14 protein-coding genes and 1 pseudogene are annotated in these 17,453 nt (G+C 55.7%); 10 read left to right on the top strand and 5 right to left on the bottom strand.

Translation table 11 applies throughout. The features are described from left to right. The first annotated feature begins 189 nt into the window (after positions 1-189). The 4 genes from FN037_RS09000 to FN037_RS08985 all read left to right on the top strand — a co-directional run bounded on the left by FN037_RS09000 (position 190) and on the right by FN037_RS08985 (position 6,283). Positions 190-1,587 carry a YcjX family protein gene (locus tag FN037_RS09000; protein ID WP_142502055.1) on the top strand — a complete coding sequence of 466 codons (1,398 nt, stop codon included), beginning with the start codon at positions 190-192 and terminating at the stop codon, positions 1,585-1,587. After that, positions 1,584-2,645 (top strand): YcjF family protein, encoded by a 1,062-nt coding sequence (locus FN037_RS08995; protein WP_142502054.1) that lies wholly within the window; start codon positions 1,584-1,586, stop codon positions 2,643-2,645. Before FN037_RS09000 ends, FN037_RS08995 begins: the two co-directional genes overlap by 4 nt. Positions 2,646-2,844: 199 nt before the next feature. Then, positions 2,845-4,386, top strand: coding sequence for a transcriptional regulator TyrR (tyrR, locus tag FN037_RS08990; RefSeq protein ID WP_138362696.1), 1,542 nt, complete (start codon positions 2,845-2,847; stop codon positions 4,384-4,386). 841 nt (positions 4,387-5,227) lie between these two features. After that, the gene (locus FN037_RS08985) at positions 5,228-6,283 is read left to right on the top strand and encodes an AbrB family transcriptional regulator (RefSeq protein WP_185929243.1); all 1,056 of its coding nucleotides are present in this window, start codon (positions 5,228-5,230) and stop codon (positions 6,281-6,283) included. 44 nt (positions 6,284-6,327) lie between these two features. On the opposite strand, the gene tpx is transcribed toward FN037_RS08985, so the two are convergent. Continuing rightward, on the bottom strand, positions 6,328-6,834 hold the full coding sequence (tpx, locus tag FN037_RS08980) for a thiol peroxidase (RefSeq protein ID WP_138362697.1): 507 nt from the start codon (positions 6,832-6,834) through the stop codon (positions 6,328-6,330). 100 nt (positions 6,835-6,934) lie between these two features. On the opposite strand from tpx, the gene ycjG reads away from it, so the two are divergent. Next, positions 6,935-7,900: an L-Ala-D/L-Glu epimerase gene (gene ycjG, locus FN037_RS08975; protein WP_142502053.1), complete on the top strand. Its 966-nt coding sequence runs from the start codon at positions 6,935-6,937 to the stop codon at positions 7,898-7,900. On the opposite strand, the gene mpaA is transcribed toward ycjG, so the two are convergent. After that, positions 7,891-8,604, bottom strand: coding sequence for a murein tripeptide amidase MpaA (gene mpaA / locus FN037_RS08970; protein WP_138362699.1), 714 nt, complete (start codon positions 8,602-8,604; stop codon positions 7,891-7,893). The genes ycjG and mpaA overlap by 10 nt on opposite strands. A 188-nt stretch (positions 8,605-8,792) precedes the next feature. Here mpaA and FN037_RS08965 point away from each other — a divergent pair, with 188 nt between their 5' ends. Continuing rightward, positions 8,793-10,409 (top strand): ABC transporter substrate-binding protein, encoded by a 1,617-nt coding sequence (locus tag FN037_RS08965; RefSeq protein WP_142502052.1) that lies wholly within the window; start codon positions 8,793-8,795, stop codon positions 10,407-10,409. Positions 10,410-10,485: 76 nt separating this feature from the next. Here the strand turns inward: FN037_RS08965 and FN037_RS24380 are convergent, their stop codons facing one another. From FN037_RS24380 to FN037_RS08960, 3 genes and pseudogenes are all read right to left on the bottom strand, one after another. Beyond that, a complete protein-coding gene (locus tag FN037_RS24380) occupies positions 10,486-10,725 on the bottom strand; it encodes a hypothetical protein (RefSeq protein ID WP_185929267.1) in 240 nt (79 codons plus the stop codon). A gap of 219 nt (positions 10,726-10,944) precedes the next feature. Then, positions 10,945-11,004 (bottom strand): annotated as a pseudogene (locus FN037_RS24705) (colicin E3-like toxin immunity protein); the annotation flags it as partial. Positions 11,005-11,228: 224 nt separating this feature from the next. Then, entirely contained in the window at positions 11,229-12,002 is a 774-nt protein-coding gene (locus FN037_RS08960) for a condensation domain-containing protein (protein ID WP_260607829.1), read from the bottom strand. A gap of 199 nt (positions 12,003-12,201) precedes the next feature. Here FN037_RS08960 and fepB point away from each other — a divergent pair, with 199 nt between their 5' ends. The 4 genes from fepB to FN037_RS08940 all read left to right on the top strand — a co-directional run bounded on the left by fepB (position 12,202) and on the right by FN037_RS08940 (position 17,432). After that, on the top strand, positions 12,202-13,188 hold the full coding sequence (gene fepB / locus FN037_RS08955; protein WP_142502051.1) for a Fe2+-enterobactin ABC transporter substrate-binding protein: 987 nt from the start codon (positions 12,202-12,204) through the stop codon (positions 13,186-13,188). A gap of 1 nt (position 13,189) precedes the next feature. Further along, positions 13,190-14,203 (top strand): FecCD family ABC transporter permease, encoded by a 1,014-nt coding sequence (locus tag FN037_RS08950; protein WP_142502050.1) that lies wholly within the window; start codon positions 13,190-13,192, stop codon positions 14,201-14,203. After that, positions 14,200-15,183 (top strand): FecCD family ABC transporter permease, encoded by a 984-nt coding sequence (locus FN037_RS08945; protein ID WP_142502049.1) that lies wholly within the window; start codon positions 14,200-14,202, stop codon positions 15,181-15,183. The genes FN037_RS08950 and FN037_RS08945 overlap by 4 nt, the downstream gene beginning before the upstream one ends. A gap of 152 nt (positions 15,184-15,335) precedes the next feature. Then, positions 15,336-17,432 carry a TonB-dependent receptor gene (locus FN037_RS08940; protein WP_142502048.1) on the top strand — a complete coding sequence of 699 codons (2,097 nt, stop codon included), beginning with the start codon at positions 15,336-15,338 and terminating at the stop codon, positions 17,430-17,432. Positions 17,433-17,453: the final 21 nt, after the last annotated feature.

Genomic DNA, 17,453 nt, shown 5'->3' with positions numbered 1-17,453 from the left:
TAGCAGGATGATAAAATGCTACGCAAGTTGCTACACTTAAGCCGTTAACGCGGGGGCCTCAGTCAAAGAGAGATGTCGAAAAGCATCAGCATGCATCCTCAGCCCTCCGTTATGGGGGGATGTCATTCATTGATTAACAATATACCCTCATATTATTTCCCCCCGGTCTTCAGGCACAACAGGATGGCGATGAAGCGACTCAAAAATGAACTCAATGCGCTGGTTAATCGTGGGGTTGATCGGCATCTTCGTCTGGCCGTCACCGGCCTTAGCCGCAGCGGTAAGACCGCCTTTATTACCGCGCTGGTCAATCAGTTGCTGAATATTCACGGCGGAGCGCGTTTACCGCTGCTTAGCGCCGCCAGAGAAGAGCGGTTGCTGGGCGTCAAGCGCGTGCCGCAGCGGGACTTCGGCATTCCGCGCTTCACATATGATGAAGGGTTGGCGCAGCTATATGGTCAACCACCGACCTGGCCGACGCCTACCCGCGGCGTTAGCGAAATTCGCCTGGCGCTACGCTACCGCTCTAACGACTCGTTATTACGTCACTTTAAGGATACGTCAACCCTGTATCTGGAGATTGTTGATTATCCCGGCGAATGGCTGCTGGATCTGCCGATGCTGGCTCAGGACTATCTTACCTGGTCACGGCAGATGACCGGACTGTTGCAGGGGCAGAGAGCGGAATGGTCGGCGCGCTGGCGGCAGCTTTGTGAAGGGCTGGACCCGCTGGCGCCCGCGGATGAAACCCGGCTGGCGGAGATCGCCGCGGCATGGACCGACTATCTGCATGCCTGCAAGCGTGAAGGGCTGCACTTTATTCAGCCGGGGCGTTTTGTGCTGCCTGGTGAAATGGCTGGCGCGCCGGCGCTGCAGTTCTTCCCCTGGCCGGATGTTGATGCCGGCGGTGAAGCTAAGCTTGCCCAGGCGGACAAACATACCAATGCCGGAATGCTGCGCGAGCGGTTTAAATACTACTGCGAGAAAGTGGTCAAGGGTTTCTACAAAGAGCATTTCCTGCGCTTTGACCGGCAAATTGTGCTGGTGGACTGCCTGCAACCGCTTAACAGCGGGCCACAGGCGTTTAACGATATGCGTCTGGCGCTGACGCAACTGATGCAAAGTTTTCACTATGGGCAACGCACGCTGTTTCGCCGCCTGTTCTCGCCGGTGATCGACAAGCTGCTGTTTGCCGCCACCAAAGCGGATCACGTTACCGTCGATCAGCACAGTAATCTGGTATCGCTGCTGCAACAGCTGATTCAGGACGCCTGGCAAAACGCGGCGTTTGAAGGGATCAGCATGGATTGCCTGGGGCTGGCGTCGATCCAGGCGACGCAGAGCGGGCTTATTGAGGTGAATGGCGAAAAGATCCCCGCGCTGCGGGGCCACAGGCTGAGCGACGGTCAGCCGTTAACCGTCTATCCAGGCGAAGTGCCTGCGCGCCTGCCGGGGCAGGCATTCTGGGAACAGCAGGGTTTTCAGTTTGAGAACTTTCGCCCGCAGGTCATGGACGTTGATAAACCGCTGCCGCATATTCGACTCGACGCGGCGCTGGAATTTTTACTTGGAGATAAACTGCGATGACCGAACCGTTAAAACCGCGTATCGATTTCGACGGCCCGCTGGAGGAGGAAAAGGCGCAAATCCTGAAGTCCGCTCGCGCCTTTGCCGGGGATGAGGCTGAGAAGTTCGCCCCTGCGCGGGTTGATTCGCTGGAAGAAGAAGAGGGCGCGGCGGAAGCGGTGGTGGAGTCGGTACTGCGGCCTAAGCGCAGCCTGTGGCGAAAAATGGTCAGCGCCGGGCTGGCGATCTTCGGCGTCAGCGTAGTGGCGCAGGGCATACAGTGGACGATGAACGCCTGGCAAACCGAGGACTGGATTGCGCTCGGCGGCTGTGCCGCCGGGGCGTTGATTATCGGCGCTGGCGTGGGTTCAGTGGCGACCGAATGGCGGCGTCTGTGGCGGTTACGTCAGCGGGCTTACGAGCGCGATGAGGCGCGGGATTTGATGCACAGCCACGTGGTTGGTAAAGGGCGGGGATTTTGCGAGAAGCTGGCGCAGCAGGCAGGCCTGGATCAATCGCATCCGGCGCTGCAGCGCTGGTATGCGGCGATCCACGAAACGCAAAACGATCGTGAGGTGGTCAGCCTGTATGCGCAGATCGTGCAGCCGGTACTCGATGCTCAGGCACGGCGTGAAATCAGCCGCTCGGCGGCGGAATCAACGCTGATGATTGCCGTCAGCCCGCTGGCGCTGGTGGATATGGCGTTTATCGCCTGGCGTAATTTACGCCTGATCAACCGTATCGCCACTCTGTACGGTATTGAGCTGGGCTATTACAGCCGTCTGCGCCTGTTCCGTCTGGTGCTGCTGAATATCGCGTTTGCCGGGGCCAGCGAACTGGTGCGGGAAGTGGGGATGGACTGGATGTCGCAGGATCTGGCGGCAAGGCTGTCAGCGCGTGCGGCGCAAGGCATTGGCGCCGGGCTACTGACCGCGCGGCTGGGGATTAAAGCGATGGAACTCTGTCGTCCGCTGCCGTGGATCGCTGACGATAAACCGCGTCTGGGGGATTTTCGTCGCGAGCTGATCAGTCAACTGAAAGAGACATTACAGAAGAACAAAAACAGTCCGGAGAAATAACGGTTTTCCGCACGTCCCCGACCAGCGACGCGTCACCGGGGAGCGATCCTGACGTTACGTCACTTCTGAGCGTATAACTTTACGGCATAAACGTTATTTTTCCACCATGCTGTCAATAATTGTTGACAGCCATCTTCCCGTCAGCAGATAACTGTCCTATTATTCATCCGTCATTGGCCTTTGTAGGGTGAAAACGCTTATGCGTCTTGAAGTCTTTTGTGAAGACCGTCTTGGTCTGACCCGTGAATTACTCGATTTGCTGGTGCTGCGCGGCATTGATCTGCGCGGCATTGATATTGACCCCGTAGGCCGGATTTATCTCAATTTCGCCGAGCTGGAGTTTACTCACTTCAGCCGCCTGATGGCGGAGATCCGCCATATTGCGGGTGTAACAGACGTACGTACCGTTCCGTGGATGCCGTCTGAGCGTGAACACCTGGCGCTCAGCGCGCTGCTGGTAGCGATGCCGGAACCGGTGTTATCCCTGAACACCAAAGGGAAAGTCGAGCTGGCTAACCCGGCCAGTTGCCAGCTATTTGGCCTGAGCCAGGAGAAACTGCATAACTACCCTGTCGCGCAGCTCATTACCGAGTTTAATCTGCAGCGCTGGCTGGAAAACACGCCCCAGGAATCCCACGCCGAACATGTGGTGGTCAACGGCCAGAACTTCCTGCTGGAAATCACGCCGGTCTATCTGGATGGCGAACAGGGCGAACGGGTACTGACTGGCGCGGTTGTGATGTTGCGTTCGACGGTTCGTATGGGGCGTCAACTGCAAACGATGACCATACAGGATACCAGCGCTTTTAGTCAGATCCTCGCCGTTAGCCCGAAAATGCGCCACGTTGTCGAACAGGCCCGCAAGCTGGCGATGCTGAGCGCGCCGCTGCTGATCGTGGGCGATACCGGCACCGGTAAAGATTTGCTGGCCCACGCCTGCCATCTGGCCAGCCCGCGAGCGGATAAACCCTATCTGGCGCTGAACTGCGGCTCTATCCCGGAAGATGTGGTGGAAAGCGAACTGTTTGGCGACGCGATTCAGGGGAAAAAGGGCTTTTTTGAGCAGGCTAACGGCGGCTCGGTGCTGTTGGATGAAATTGGCGAAATGTCGCCGCGAATGCAAACCAAATTGCTGCGTTTCCTCAACGATGGGACTTTCCGTCGGGTGGGGGAAGATCATGAAGTTCATGTCGATGTGCGGGTAATTTGCGCCACTCAAAAGAACCTGGTGGAACTGGTGCAAAAGGGCGCGTTTCGCGAGGATCTCTATTATCGCCTGAATGTTTTGACACTGTATCTGCCGCCGCTGCGCGATTGTCCGCAGGATATTATGCCGCTGACCGAACTTTTCGTGGCGCGCTTTGCCGATGAGCAGGGGATCCCGCGGCCGAAGCTTTCTGCTGATTTGAATAGTATGCTGACCCGTTACAGTTGGCCGGGAAACGTGCGCCAGTTGAAGAATGCGGTCTATCGTGCGCTGACGCAGCTGGATGGTTTTGAACTGCGTCCTCAGGATATCCTGCTGCCGGATCACGAAGTGTCTTCATTGGCTGTCGGTGAAGAGGCGATGGAAGGCTCGCTGGACGATATTACCCGCCGTTTTGAGCGTTCGGTGCTCACGCAGCTTTATCGCAGCTATCCCAGTACGCGGAAACTGGCCAGGCGCCTTGGCGTCTCACATACCGCAATCGCCAATAAACTGCGCGAATATGGCCTGAGCCAGAAGAAAGGCGACGAATAACGCCTGCAACCGGTGTAATGCTTGTCAGTTAAGGGCTCTCAGTTGCGTTTATGGCTGGCTGAGTGGTTCTGTCAATCGGTGGTTTAAACGAAAATCTGATTCGGTTGATTCACTAACTGAGCTGATACTACGGGCTGAAATATAAAGGATATAACTTTTTTATGATTTTCAGCCTCTGAAAAGCCCCTGACGAATAACGGACTTACCGCATGGGGGGGCGCATCAAGGAAACCTGGCGGGAACGCAGGCGTACATCCAGGACTGGCCGCCAGATGAAGCCGGAGTGGAGCGGACCGCGGAGCGGCAGGTTTTCAGCGCCATGCCGGGGGTGCAGGGGGACGGGCGAAACGTCCCCCTGCCCGTTCACACGCTGTGGATATAACGAATATCCGCGAATTTATCGTGAACGGAACGGACCACGGAATCTGAATGGGTGAAAACGGCGTCATGCTTGCCAGAACTACCGATAATGCGATTGCCACAGGCAAATAAAACAAAAGACAACACCGATGATTTGCCTAAGTGAACGGCATTACTGCAACCGGTGGCCTGTTCAGCCGGTTTTATTGTCGGGTGGCGGAACACGCCTTACCCGACAATAAAAAACAATATCAATATGTTATGCATTCCGCGTAGGCTTATGTAAGCGAAGCGCCGCTGAGCAATTCTAAAAGAACGGTCTTTGTCAGCAATCTGATGTATAGACTCAATTAGCCTGAAATAGTGAAATCGCAATGATGAAATGATATTTAAATCAGTATGTTAATTAGTATTGCGTTATTCGTTTTGCAATTTATTGGGTATATACTCGGATCTTCACCTTTTTTCTCAGGGAGTACGCATGTGGATTCCGCGTAGTCGTTTTTTTCAATGGTTGGAACTCCTGGCGTTATCTGGCGCGATCTCGTTTGTGCTGTTCTGGTTTCATCTTCCCGCCGCGCTGCTGCTGGGGCCGATGATTGCCGGGATTAGCCTGAGTCTTCGCGGCGCAAAGATTCTTGTTCCTCGTCCTTTTTTTATTGCCGCTCAGGCGATTATTGGTTGCATGATCGCCCGCAGCCTGACGGCCTCCATTTTCGGCGTCCTGCTGGCAAACTGGGCGCTGGTGCTGCTGATCCTCTTTTCTACACTCGCTATCAGCGCGCTGGCGGGATGGCTGCTGGTGCGTTACAGCGCGTTACCTGGCGCAACCGGCGCCTGGGGCAGTTCACCGGGCGGCGCCTCGGCGATGGTAATCATGGCCCAGGAGTATGGCGCCGATGTGAGGCTGGTGGCGTTGATGCAGTATCTGCGGGTACTGTTTGTCGCCGGTGCCGCGGCGCTGGTGGTGCGTGTCGCCCTCGGTGGTGACGCGCAGATGATGACGCAGGAGATTATCTGGTTTCCACCGATAAGCTGGCAACTGCCGCTCACGCTGTTGCTGACTGCGGCGGCAGGGTGGCTGGGTTTGCGGCTGCGGTTTCCGTCCGGCGCGATGCTGTTCCCGATGCTGATCGGCGCGCTGGTGCAGGGAGAAGGCTGGTTGCAGCTCGAACTGCCGGAGTGGCTGCTGGCGCTGGCTTATTGCGCCATAGGCTGGAGCGTTGGTCTAAAGTTTAATAAACAGATTTTTCTGCTGGCGCTCAAAACGCTGCCGCAGATCCTGGCATCAATTATCGGCCTGATCTTGCTGTGCGGGCTGATGGCTTTTGGGCTAACGCAGGTTATGCCGCTGGATTTCATGACCGCCTGGCTGGCGACCAGTCCTGGCGGGCTGGACACGGTGGCGATTATTGCCGCCGGCACACGGGCGGATATATCGTTTATTATGGCAATGCAGACTTTACGGCTGTTTACGATTTTGCTGACCGGCCCGGCGATCGCGCGTTTTATCTCCCGCCATGCGGCGCGGAAATAAAAAAGCCCCCGCTCAACGAGGGCTTACGTGGCCTGCCAGCAATATCACGCTTTCAGCGCGGCCAGGGCTGCGTCGTAGTCTGGCTCTTCGGTGATTTCGTTTACCAGTTGGCTATAAACAACCTGATCATTTTCATCGATCACCACGACGGCACGCGCGGCCAGGCCGGACAGCGGGCCGGCGGAGATGGCGACGCCGTAGTCGGTCAGGAACTGGGCGCCACGTAGCGTGGACAGCGTCACAACGTTGTTGAGGTTTTCCGCGCCGCAGAAGCGGGACTGGGCGAACGGCAGGTCGGCGGAAATGCACAGCACCACGGTGTTGTTCAGTTCAGACGCCAGTTGGTTAAATTTACGTACCGATGTCGCGCAAACGCCAGTATCGATACTTGGGAAAATATTCAGCACTTTACGTTTGCCGGCGAACTGGCTGAGCGCGACGTCGGAGAGATCTTTGGCGACCAGCGTAAACGGCTGCGCTTTCGCGCCCGCCTGCGGAATGGTGCCCTGAACAGAAACGGGGTTACCCTGGAAATGCACGGTTTGTGACATGGTTATCTTCCTGTTTACATATAGTTAACGTCGCGGCTAGTGTATGACATCATTCATCAGCACGGCAAATCCTTTTAATTTTAGCTGCGAGGTTCAGGGAATGCGAAATTTGCGAGTGTACGAAGAATCCTGGCCGTTACATACCCCTTTTGTGATTTCCCGCGGCAGCCGCAGCGAGGCAAAAGTGGTGGTGGTGGAAATCGAAGAAAACGGCGTGAAGGGGGTTGGAGAATGCACGCCTTACCCGCGTTACGGCGAGAGTATCGCGTCGGTGATGGCGCAGATTGTCGCAATTGGAGAACAGCTTGAACGTGGTGCTTCCCGTGAGCAGATTCAGCATTTACTGCCGCCAGGCGCGGCCCGCAATGCCGTGGATTGTGCGCTGTGGGACTGGCAGGCGCGTAGCGCGGGTAAAAGTATTGCGCAACTGTTGGATGTGACGCTGCCCGACCGGGTGGTCACAGCGCAAACGGTGGTGATCGGCACGCCAGAACAGATGGCGGCCAGCGCCGCCGCGCTGTGGCAAAAAGGGGCCACCTTGCTGAAAGTGAAGCTTGATGACCATTTGATCAGTGAGCGGATGATCGCCATTCGCGAGGCGGTGCCGGAAGCGACGCTGATTGTCGATGCCAACGAGGCCTGGCATAGCGATGGTCTGGCTGAGCGCTGTCAACTGCTGGCGGATATTGGCGTCGCAATGCTGGAACAGCCGCTTCCGGCGGAGGCGGATGCAGCGCTGGAGAATTTTATCCATCCGTTGCCCATTTGCGCCGATGAGAGTTGTCATACCCGCGAGAGCCTGGCAGGATTGCGCGGCCGCTACGAGATGGTGAATATCAAACTCGATAAGACCGGGGGGCTAACGGAAGCGCTGCTGCTGGCGGAGGAGGCGGAACGTCAGGGGTTTGCGCGGATGCTGGGCTGCATGTTGTGCACGTCACGGGCCATAAACGCGGCGCTACCGCTGGCGCCGCTGGCCCGTTTTGCCGATCTGGATGGCCCGACCTGGCTGGCGGTGGACGTTGAACCGGCGCTGCGTTTCAGCCCCGGAGTGCTTCATCTTTGATCGTGCCAGCGGAGCAGTTCCGTCATTGCCTGAAGGTATTTATCCGTTGCCTCGTCAGAAGATATCGGGGGGAACTCGGCGGTAATGCAGGGCAGACCGATATCCGCGCACCAACTGCCAAAGGAGCCGGGGGTTTCATAGCCGACGCTGCCCACCAGCGGGAGACTAAATGCGTCGGCCAGCCAGCGCCCCAGTATGCTATAGCCGGGATCTTCAATGCAGGTCAGCGGGTCATGAAATGAAACCACCCAGGCGGGATGGATCTGATGGATCAGCTGGCACAGCGCATGGACTTCTGGTTCTGAAGCGGGTTTTTCGCCGGTGGACAGTACCACATCGCGTTGCTCCGCCGCGCTGTTCCAGCGATAGACCGTTTCGCCTTCCTTCCAGTTCGCCGCGGGAAAATTTCGGTTCAGGTCGATACCGCGCGCGTTGGCGCGCAGCCCCAACTGGCAACCGTCAGGGTTTACCGCCAGCACAACGTGATGACGGCGCAGTTCCGGTTTTAATGTGCGTAACGCGCAGGAGAGGGTGACGATCGATGAATTTTCGTCGCCGTGGGTACCGGCAAGAATCAAACCGCTGCGGCTATCGGCCTGCGGCGCAGGGAACCATAGCAGCGGCGCGCCGAGGTGAGACTGACCATAGCGTTGCGTGCCGGGCGGAAAATCACCGCGCTGGGGACGCGGGCGAGAAGTGGGCATAGGGCATCCTGTTATCCGGTTATTTTTCAGTAGTGTTGTGTAAAACCGTCCTGGAATCAAATGGTTTCCGGTGATAACGAAATGCATATATATGTCAATTTTCTTTCACAAGCCGTTTGCAATTTCAGGTGATAAAACAAATAATTATCCCACTGCCAGCTCAGCTTTTTTATTTTAAAGGGGATCTTATGAAGTATCCTGTCACCTTGACATGTGGTGCGTTGTGGTTAGCCAGCGTCTCTTCTCTCGCCTGGGCGGCAGATGTCCCTCCCGGCACCGTATTAGCGGAAAAACAGGTGCTGGTGCGGCACATTAAAGACGAGCCCGCCACCTTAGATCCCGCCAAAGCCGTCGGTCTGCCAGAAATTCAGGTGATCCGCGATCTTTTTGAAGGATTAGTCAATCAGGATGCGCGCGGCAACCTTATCCCTGGCGTGGCGACGCGCTGGCAGAGCAATGATAACCGTGTCTGGACCTTTACCCTGCGCGATAACGCCCGCTGGTCCGACGGGACGCCGGTGACGGCGGAAGATTTTGTCTATAGCTGGCGACGTCTGGTGGACCCTAAAACGACCTCACCGTTTGCGTGGTTTGCTGCGCTGGCCGGTATTATCAATGCGCAAAATATTATTGACGGTAAGGCCGCGCCAGAGAGTCTCGGCGTCACGGCCGTGGATGCGCGGACTTTGCGCGTTCAGCTGGACAAACCGCTGCCCTGGTTCAGCAAGCTGACGGCCAGTTTTGCTTTTTACCCGGTGCAGAAAGCCAACGTGGAGAGCGGCGACAACTGGACGCGTCCGGGAAATCTGATTGGTAACGGCGCGTATGTATTAAAAGATCGCGTAGTCAATGAAAAGCTGGTGGTGGTTCCCAATAGGCACTACTGGGATAACGGCAAGACGGTGATTCAGCAGGTCACTTTTGTGCCGATCAATCAGGAGTCGGCGGCTACCAAACGCTATCTGGCTGGCGATATTGATATTACCGAATCGTTCCCGAAAAACCTGTATCACAAATTGCTGAAGGATATCCCGGGCCAGGTCTATACCCCGCCGCAACTGGGCACCTATTATTACGCGTTTAATACCCGGAAGGGGCCAACCGCCGATGAACGTGTGCGGCTGGCGCTGAGTATGACCATTGACCGTCGTTTGATGGCGGAGAAAATTCTGGGTACCGGTGAGAAACCGGCATGGCGCTTTACGCCGGATGTTACAGCGGGCTTTACGCCGCAGCCGATGCAATTTGAGAGCATGAGTCAGGCGGAGCTGAACGCTCAGGCGAAAGCGCTGCTGCAGGCGGCGGGATATGGTCCGAACCGTCCGCTGAAGCTGACGCTGTTGTATAACACTTCGGAAAACCACCAGAAAATCGCTATCGCGGTGGCGTCAATGTGGAAGAAAAATCTGGGCGTCGAAGTGGCGTTGCAAAATCAGGAGTGGAAAACCTATATTGACAGCCGTAATACCGGCAACTTCGATGTGATTCGTGCATCGTGGGTAGGGGACTATAACGAGCCGTCCACTTTCCTGTCGCTGCTGACCTCGACGCACAGCGGCAATATTTCTCGTTTCAACGATCCGGCCTATGACAAAATCCTTGCCCAGGCGGCGCAGGAAACCTCGGAAAAAGCGCGTAATGATGCGTACAATGCGGCGGAAAAAATCATTATGGCGAAAGCACCTATCGCGCCAATTTATCAGTACACCAACGGGCGCCTGATTAAACCGTGGCTGAAAGGGTATCCGATAACCAACCCGGAAGATGTGGCTTATAGCCGCACGATGTATATTGTGCGGCACTGACAATTGACTAGCTCAATCTAACCTTTGATAACCATAGCCGGAGCACTTAAAAGCGCGATTTATCGCGCTTTTATCTCTATTTACCCATCGTTTTGCAGATAAAATCCTCACCATTCCCGCCGAAAAACGGTCTTTGTAGAATAGCCGTTGCGGGAGTTGGCTCCCGATTTGGGCTAATTTTTATCGTAGCCCGGACGGTGAGAGCTGCCTCAACGCTGATTTTCTTCAGCAATCGCTCGAACTGGCTGAGATCGCCAGGGATTTTGAGATTTTTGGCCGGTTCGTTAGCCCAAGCCTGCAACTGTTTTTCGTTCATAAAGCAACCTGCTTTTGATGTTGGATTGAACATATCAAAATCAGGCAATTATACAAATTGATGTACAGGCTCTTCATTGCTGAATGTCGGGTGTTTATATTTTAATTCATCCTTGATAAAACTCAATTACCAATTACCAATTACCAGTTACCAATTATCGTCCCGGTAATCAAAAGAGATAAAGTAGTTGAATTGACTCATGTCGATTCCATTTTCAAACTATGGTTGTAATATCGCTGTCCATGACTTTTCAACATCAAAATAGCCATTATTAATATTATCCTATAAAGGCAACCTCAGACTTTCATTTCTCTCAAAGCTATTTTAAATATTGCGTTTTGGGTCGGGGCCTTTTACCTGTTTACCCGTTTTCGTCATTCACAAATCTCTATCTTCATTTCAAACCGTAGATGCGGTCTTCCATGACACAGGTCCCGTAGGGCGCTGGGTTTACCCGCCCGGTAGCTGGATTTTCCCCTATATATCCAGACGTGTTTTCTCTCTTATGGCTGCGATAACTTTCTGCATATATATTCCCGTGGTGAGTGATATCCCAGCGCGCTGAGCGTCAGATGATGCTGACGTGCGCAGGCGTTAAGGGCGAGGCTGGTTTCGCGGTCAAGTGACAGGGCTAATCGGCGGCTTTGGCAGCGATGTTCCGTTGAAAAAAGACGCGGAGCAGGGGGAAGCGTCGGTAATTGCGCCTGCCACCAGAGACGGTCGCGCGTTCTGAGCGTCTGCAACTGCGGATCGTGAAGACGCTGGTCCAGATAGTGAAACCATGCCACCTCATGTCGCGGAATAATATCGTCGGGCGGCGAGGCATAAAAACGCGCCAGATCCTCCATAACGATGCGAAATGACCCGGCATCAGCGGCGATCATGTCCAGATCGATATGCAGCCGGCTTTTCCCTTCCGGCAGCAATGAGAGGCTGATTTCACACGGCACGCCCCGGTCGCGCAGCAGTTGCTGGTTCTCCATGCGCTGACGTTTCTCCGCCAGCCGGGTCTGGATGTCTTCGCCGGTGCAGTGGCGGTAATCATCAAGACCCGTCGGAGGATGCTCCGCCACTACGTACTGCTGCCCCTCATCGCTGATGCGCAATCGCAGCATGGGGTGGCGGGCATACAGCGCGTTTATGGCCTGCCGGAAGCGCGCGCTGTCATGAATAAATCCGTCAAATTCGGCGTATAAGTGAGCGGCAACGCCGCCCAGCGCCTGGGGCGATTGCCTGCCGACCCAGGAAGCCGCCTGCATTGGAGTTAATGATTTCATTGGATATCTTTCCTGATTAAGCCAACGGAAACGCCCTGAATATATCGCACAGAAATACGAATGAAAATGATAATTATTATTCTTAATATTGATGTTTATTCAAAAGAAAGGCTATGATGTGATGGTTTACGATGGGTTAATTGCTGACCAAAGGGCTGAACGCGCCGATCGGAAGAGTGGCAGAGGGAGCAGGCAAAAAATGAACGTTTGTAGGGAAAAACAACGTCATTGGTTTAAGAGCGTCATGTGGGCGCTCGGGCTGGTCATGTTTGCGCGGCAATGCGCTGCGCAGGGATGGCCGAGAACGTTTCATAATGCCGATGACACGGTCACGTCGATTCCTCAGCAGCCCAAACGCATATTATCGACCGCCGTCAGCGTCACCGGAACCCTGCTGGCGATTGATGCGCCGGTTGTCGCCAGCGCCACAGCGGTGAACGGTCAGTTCTTCGGCCAGTGGCAGGATGTCGCAAAAGCCAAAAAGGTCGCGAAGGTGTGGCCGGCGGGCAGCGTCGATCTGGAACAGGCGTGGGCCGCAGCGCCGGATTTAATTGTGGTATCAATCAATGGCGCGGATTCCGCGCGGGCCCAACTGGCGGATTTACAGGCCATTGCGCCGGTTATCGTGGTCAACTACGGCAATCAGACCTGGCAGGATCTGTCGCGCCAGTTGGGCGACGCGCTGGGGCTGGAACAACAGGCCGCCGTGCGTATAGCCGGTTTTGATGCGCTGATCGCCAGCACCAGAACGCGGATCCGCCTGCCGGAAGGGCAAGCCAATATTATCAATTTCAATGGGCCGGGCACTGTCAATCCCGTGGCGACACCGGAAAGCGTTCACGCGCGGCTGTTGCAATCGCTGGGATTCACCCTTGAAGCGCCCGATCCCGCATGGCAAAGTCATCTCACCCGCTCGGGCGATTTTATCTGGGTTGAATATGAAAACCTGACACAGCTGAAAGCCGAAACAACCTTTTTGCTGAGCGCCAGCGATGTGCGCATAGACGAATTTATCAACGATCCTCTGTTACAGCGTTTGCCTTCTTCCCGTGCCCGTCAGGTCTACAGCCTGGGGCCTCACGCTTTTCGCGTCGATTTCTACAGCGCCAGCGAAATGGTTAAGGCGATCGCCGAGCGTTTTGCCGTTGAAACGCCGCCCGCAGCGGCCACGCCGGAGGCGCGCTGAGATGTTTGCGCAGCGTCCGGGACGTGGGATGCGAAGTGCAGGGCTGGGCGGTGGTTTTCTTATTCTGCTAATGCTGGGTTTCTCCAGCCTCTGGTTTGGTTCGCGGACGATCCCGCCTGCGGTGATCTGGCAGGCGTTGACGCAGTTCGATCCGCAAAACGGCGCGCATCTGCTGGTCTGGCATTTACGCCTGCCGCGCACGCTGCTGGCGATGGTGGTTGGCGCGGCGCTTGGCGGAGCCGGGGTGATAATGCAGACGCTGACCCGCAATCCACTGGCGGACCCAGGTCTGTTAGGCGTTAACGCGGGCGCCACGCTGGCGATTGTGCTGTCGATTGCCTTTTTAAATGTCACCAGCGTCAGCAGTTATATGGTATTCGGTGTGGCTGGCGCCGGGGTTATCAGTATTCTGGTATTTATGATGGGCGGCCTGAACCATGCCAATCCGATTCGTATCGTGCTGGCCGGCGCGGCGCTGACTATCGTTCTGCTGAGTCTGACGCAACTGGTTATTCTGAACAGCGACGCCGATGCCTTCGACAGGTTTCGTCACTGGGTGACGGGCGCGTTGCAGGGACGGGGGTATGACGTGCTGCTGCCGGTCTCGGTACTTGCATGTGTCGGCATTATTCTGGCGCTGGCGGGAGGGCGAATGCTGGACGTGGCGGCACTGGGGCTGGACACTGGACGCGCGCTTGGCATTAATCCTCATGTGCTCGCTGGGATCTCTGCCGCGATCATCGTCATTCTGGCGGGTGCGGCCACGGCAGCGGCCGGACCGATCGGCTTTGTCGGCTTCACCGCGCCCCATTTTGCACGGGCTTTTGTCGGCTCGGGACACCGTCTGCTGCTGCCGTGGGCGATGATGTTCTCTGCAATACTGGTACTCAGCGCGGATATTCTCGGGCGGATGATTGGTCATCCCGGCGAGATTGGCGTCGGCATTATGGCTGCGTTAATCGGCGGACCGTTCTTCGTGCTGCTGGTTAAACGCTGGCAGGGGGGGCGCGTATGAGTCAGAGGGCCGGATGGGTGTGTGCCGCCCTGACGCTGTTGCTTGGGGTGACGGGCCTGTATGCCTTGCTGGTCGGGCGTTTTATGCTTCCCGTGGAGTCGGCCTTCCAGGCGCTGTGGGGAGAAGGCGATCCGACGGCGCAGCATATTGTCAGGATGATCCGTTTGCCCCGCGTCCTGACCGCCATTCTGGTTGGCTTTGCGTTAGGCGTTTCCGGCGCGCTCTTTCAGTCGGTATCGAAAAATGTGCTGGGTTCCCCGGATGTGATCGGTTTTACCACCGGCGCAGCGACAGGGGCGATTATCCAGATCATTTTGTTTGACGGAAACCCGGTCGCCATTGTGCTTTCTGCCATGGCCGGCGGGTTCGCCACCGCGCTGCTGGTCTATTATCTGGCGCGCCATTATGGCGTGGTGAAGGGCCAGCGACTGGTGCTGATGGGGATCGGCGTCGGAGCGGTACTCAGCGCGCTTAATGCGCTGCTGCTGGTGAAAGGCGATATCGACAATGCCGTGACCGCCACGCTCTGGCTGGCCGGTACCACGCAGGGACGCAACTGGTATCACGTGGCGCCGGTGGCGTTAAGCCTTCTGGTGCTGCTTCCGGCCATTGTTCTGCACGCCAGAGCGATAAATATCATGGCGATGGGCGATGATATTGCCAGCCAGCTTGGGGTGCGCGTTGAGCGGACGCGAAGAATGGCAATGTTCTGCGCCGTCACGCTGGCCGCGGTGGCCACCAGTGCGACAGGGCCAATCGCGTTTATTGCCCTGATTGCGCCGCAGCTGGCGTTACGCTTAACCAGAACGCCGGGATTACCGGTTTTCAGCGCCGGGCTGGCTGGCAGTTGCCTGCTTCTGGGTGCCGATATGCTTACGCAAATTCAGCCGCTGGCATTAACCCTTCCCGTTGGCCTAATGACCGGGATTATCGGCGGCGTTTATTTACTTATTCTGCTGTTGCGAATGCCTTCCTTTTAGGAGGAATTTTTTCAGGCGGGTTCGGTGCGTCTGATGAGAAAATAAGTCACTCATAATAAGGCCGTCAGGCTGCCAATATAAAGCAATGTGTTCTTTGTCGCTCAATCTAACAATAAACAAATTTAGTACGCATTTTGGGAAAGGAGAAAACAATGAGCGAACTAAAGAGTGATAAAGCACAACAGATATTTTTAAAATACCAGCGCCGCAGTACGGCGCTGAAATACCCTGTTCCTTACGCAATATTTGGCTTATATGTATTTGCAGCCGGAGACGTCATGGCCGCAGAAGAAATATCTCGGCGTGACGATAATTCTCAATCGGATACGATTGTGGTCACCGGAGAGAAAGTGGCCCGGACGCTCTACGATACCAGCGGCAGCGTCGAGGTATTTGATGACGCACGTATTAATGCGATGCCGGGCGCGTCACAAGTCTCGGATCTCTTAAAAATGACCGCCAACGTTGTCGATACCGGTATCGGCAACGATCTGCCGACGATTCGCGGTATCGACGGCTCAGGCCCGGCAAACGGGGCGAATGCTTTCCTGAATGGCACCCGGCCGCGGTTGAATCTTTCGCTGGACGGGCGTTCCCTGACCTACAACGAGCTGGCGTTTGGGCCGCAATCCTTGTGGGATATGGAGCGGGTTGAGGTCTGGCGCGGACCGCAAAGCTATATCCAGGGGCGCAACGCGATTGCAGGCGCCGTGGTGATGACCAGTAAAGATCCGACCTTCGACTGGGAATCCTCAGTGAAGGCGGGCGGCGGGAATCAAAGCTCTACCGTGGCTTCCGCGATGTTATCCGGGCCGATTATTGAAGATCAACTGGCGTTTCGTCTCAGCGCCGATAGGCAGCGGCGCGACAGCTTCGTCAATTTAATCTCCTACGATCCGGTGGGCGATCCGCGGGAAATTGAAGCCACCAATCTGCGCGGCAAGTTATTATTCAACCCGGCCGGGCTTCGCGAACTCACCACTAAACTGACCGTTAACCACTTTGACAGTCGGGCGCCGCAGAATGAGACGCTGAGTCCGAAAAATCATGTCAGCGCTCGTTTCGACCCACGGCGCCCGGTGTTTGAGACCACCTCGACCAGCGGTATCTGGGATCTGGCCTGGGAAGCCTCGGAAAGCCTCAGTCTGGAGAACAAGCTGATCTACACCGATTTTGACAACCACCGTCGCACCGTAGAAAGCTTGCCGTGGGCCAATATTGACGGGAAAGAGTTTCAGACCGAGCCGCTGGCTCGCTTTGGCGTCAAAGGCGATACCCTGCGCGGACTGGTGGGTGCGCGTTATTTCCACGCCTCGCAGGATGAGTTTGTGAACCTGTTTGGCGGCAGCAAGTTCAAGGATAAAACGGAAACCTACTCGGCGTTTGGTGAACTGACCTGGGCCGTGACCTCAGAGGTGGATATCACCGCCGCAAGCCGCGTCGAGCGCGAGCATCGTCAGCGCAAAGGCGGTGCGACCCGGAAGGTGGATTTTGATGAAACCTGGGACGTTTTCCTGCCGAAACTTGATATTGCCTGGAAACCGTTACCGCAACAGACGTTAGGCATGAAGGTGTCGCGAGGATATAACGCCGGCGGGGCGGGAATGACCTTTGTCGCGCCGTTAATTAACTATACCTACGATCCTGAATATGTCTGGAGCTATGAATTATACAGCCGTCACGGGATCAGTGACTGGAATCTGGAATTAACCAGCAACCTGTTTTACAACGATTATAAAGATATGCAGTTACCGTATTATCTTAATTCCAACAGCAGTTCGATGGTGATCAGAAATGCGGATAAAGTCGAAACGTACGGCGCGGAACTGGGCGCTATCTGGAAACCAACGCTGGATTTTGAACTGAACAGTTCCGTTGGGGTTTTAAAAACCAGGATTAAAAAATTCTCCAGCAGCGGAATAGACGGACATGAATTACCGCGAGCACCGTCATTAACGGCAAACCTCGGCGCGAAATATATGCTGATGCCCGGACTGGAATTGAGCGGAGACGTTCGCTTTACCGATACCTATTATTCCCAGTATGACAACGATACCCGGGGCGAAATTCCCTCGTCATGGATAGCGAATATGCAGGTGGCTTATACCTTCACCCATGGCCGCGTCAGCGTCTTTGCGCAAAACCTGTTTGATTCTGACAAGCGAATTATGGTGATCGACAACGATGTTTCGACGGCGGTGTTGCAGCGCCCACGTCTTGTCGGCGTTGCCGTGCAACTGGATTTCTGAGGCGAAAAGCGTGGGGGAGGT

The sequence above is a fragment of the Klebsiella sp. 2680 genome, from assembly GCF_900198535.1.
In the GTDB taxonomy this organism is placed as follows: domain Bacteria; phylum Pseudomonadota; class Gammaproteobacteria; order Enterobacterales; family Enterobacteriaceae; genus Klebsiella; species Klebsiella indica.
This window is presented reverse-complemented; position numbering and strand designations above follow the sequence as displayed.

Excerpts from the sequence above, each read along its gene's own strand:
- FN037_RS09000 (WP_142502055.1), top strand. The coding sequence starts at position 190 with ATGAAGCGACTCAAAAATGAACTCAATGCGCTGGTTAATCGTGGGGTT.
- FN037_RS08995 (WP_142502054.1), top strand. The coding sequence starts at position 1,584 with ATGACCGAACCGTTAAAACCGCGTATCGATTTCGACGGCCCGCTGGAG.
- tyrR (WP_138362696.1), top strand. The coding sequence starts at position 2,845 with ATGCGTCTTGAAGTCTTTTGTGAAGACCGTCTTGGTCTGACCCGTGAA.
- FN037_RS08985 (WP_185929243.1), top strand. The coding sequence starts at position 5,228 with ATGTGGATTCCGCGTAGTCGTTTTTTTCAATGGTTGGAACTCCTGGCG.
- tpx (WP_138362697.1), bottom strand. The coding sequence starts at position 6,834 with ATGTCACAAACCGTGCATTTCCAGGGTAACCCCGTTTCTGTTCAGGGC.
- ycjG (WP_142502053.1), top strand. The coding sequence starts at position 6,935 with ATGCGAAATTTGCGAGTGTACGAAGAATCCTGGCCGTTACATACCCCT.
- mpaA (WP_138362699.1), bottom strand. The coding sequence starts at position 8,604 with ATGCCCACTTCTCGCCCGCGTCCCCAGCGCGGTGATTTTCCGCCCGGC.
- FN037_RS08965 (WP_142502052.1), top strand. The coding sequence starts at position 8,793 with ATGAAGTATCCTGTCACCTTGACATGTGGTGCGTTGTGGTTAGCCAGC.
- FN037_RS24380 (WP_185929267.1), bottom strand. The coding sequence starts at position 10,725 with ATGAACGAAAAACAGTTGCAGGCTTGGGCTAACGAACCGGCCAAAAAT.
- FN037_RS08960 (WP_260607829.1), bottom strand. The coding sequence starts at position 12,002 with ATGAAATCATTAACTCCAATGCAGGCGGCTTCCTGGGTCGGCAGGCAA.
- fepB (WP_142502051.1), top strand. The coding sequence starts at position 12,202 with ATGAACGTTTGTAGGGAAAAACAACGTCATTGGTTTAAGAGCGTCATG.
- FN037_RS08950 (WP_142502050.1), top strand. The coding sequence starts at position 13,190 with ATGTTTGCGCAGCGTCCGGGACGTGGGATGCGAAGTGCAGGGCTGGGC.
- FN037_RS08945 (WP_142502049.1), top strand. The coding sequence starts at position 14,200 with ATGAGTCAGAGGGCCGGATGGGTGTGTGCCGCCCTGACGCTGTTGCTT.
- FN037_RS08940 (WP_142502048.1), top strand. The coding sequence starts at position 15,336 with ATGAGCGAACTAAAGAGTGATAAAGCACAACAGATATTTTTAAAATAC.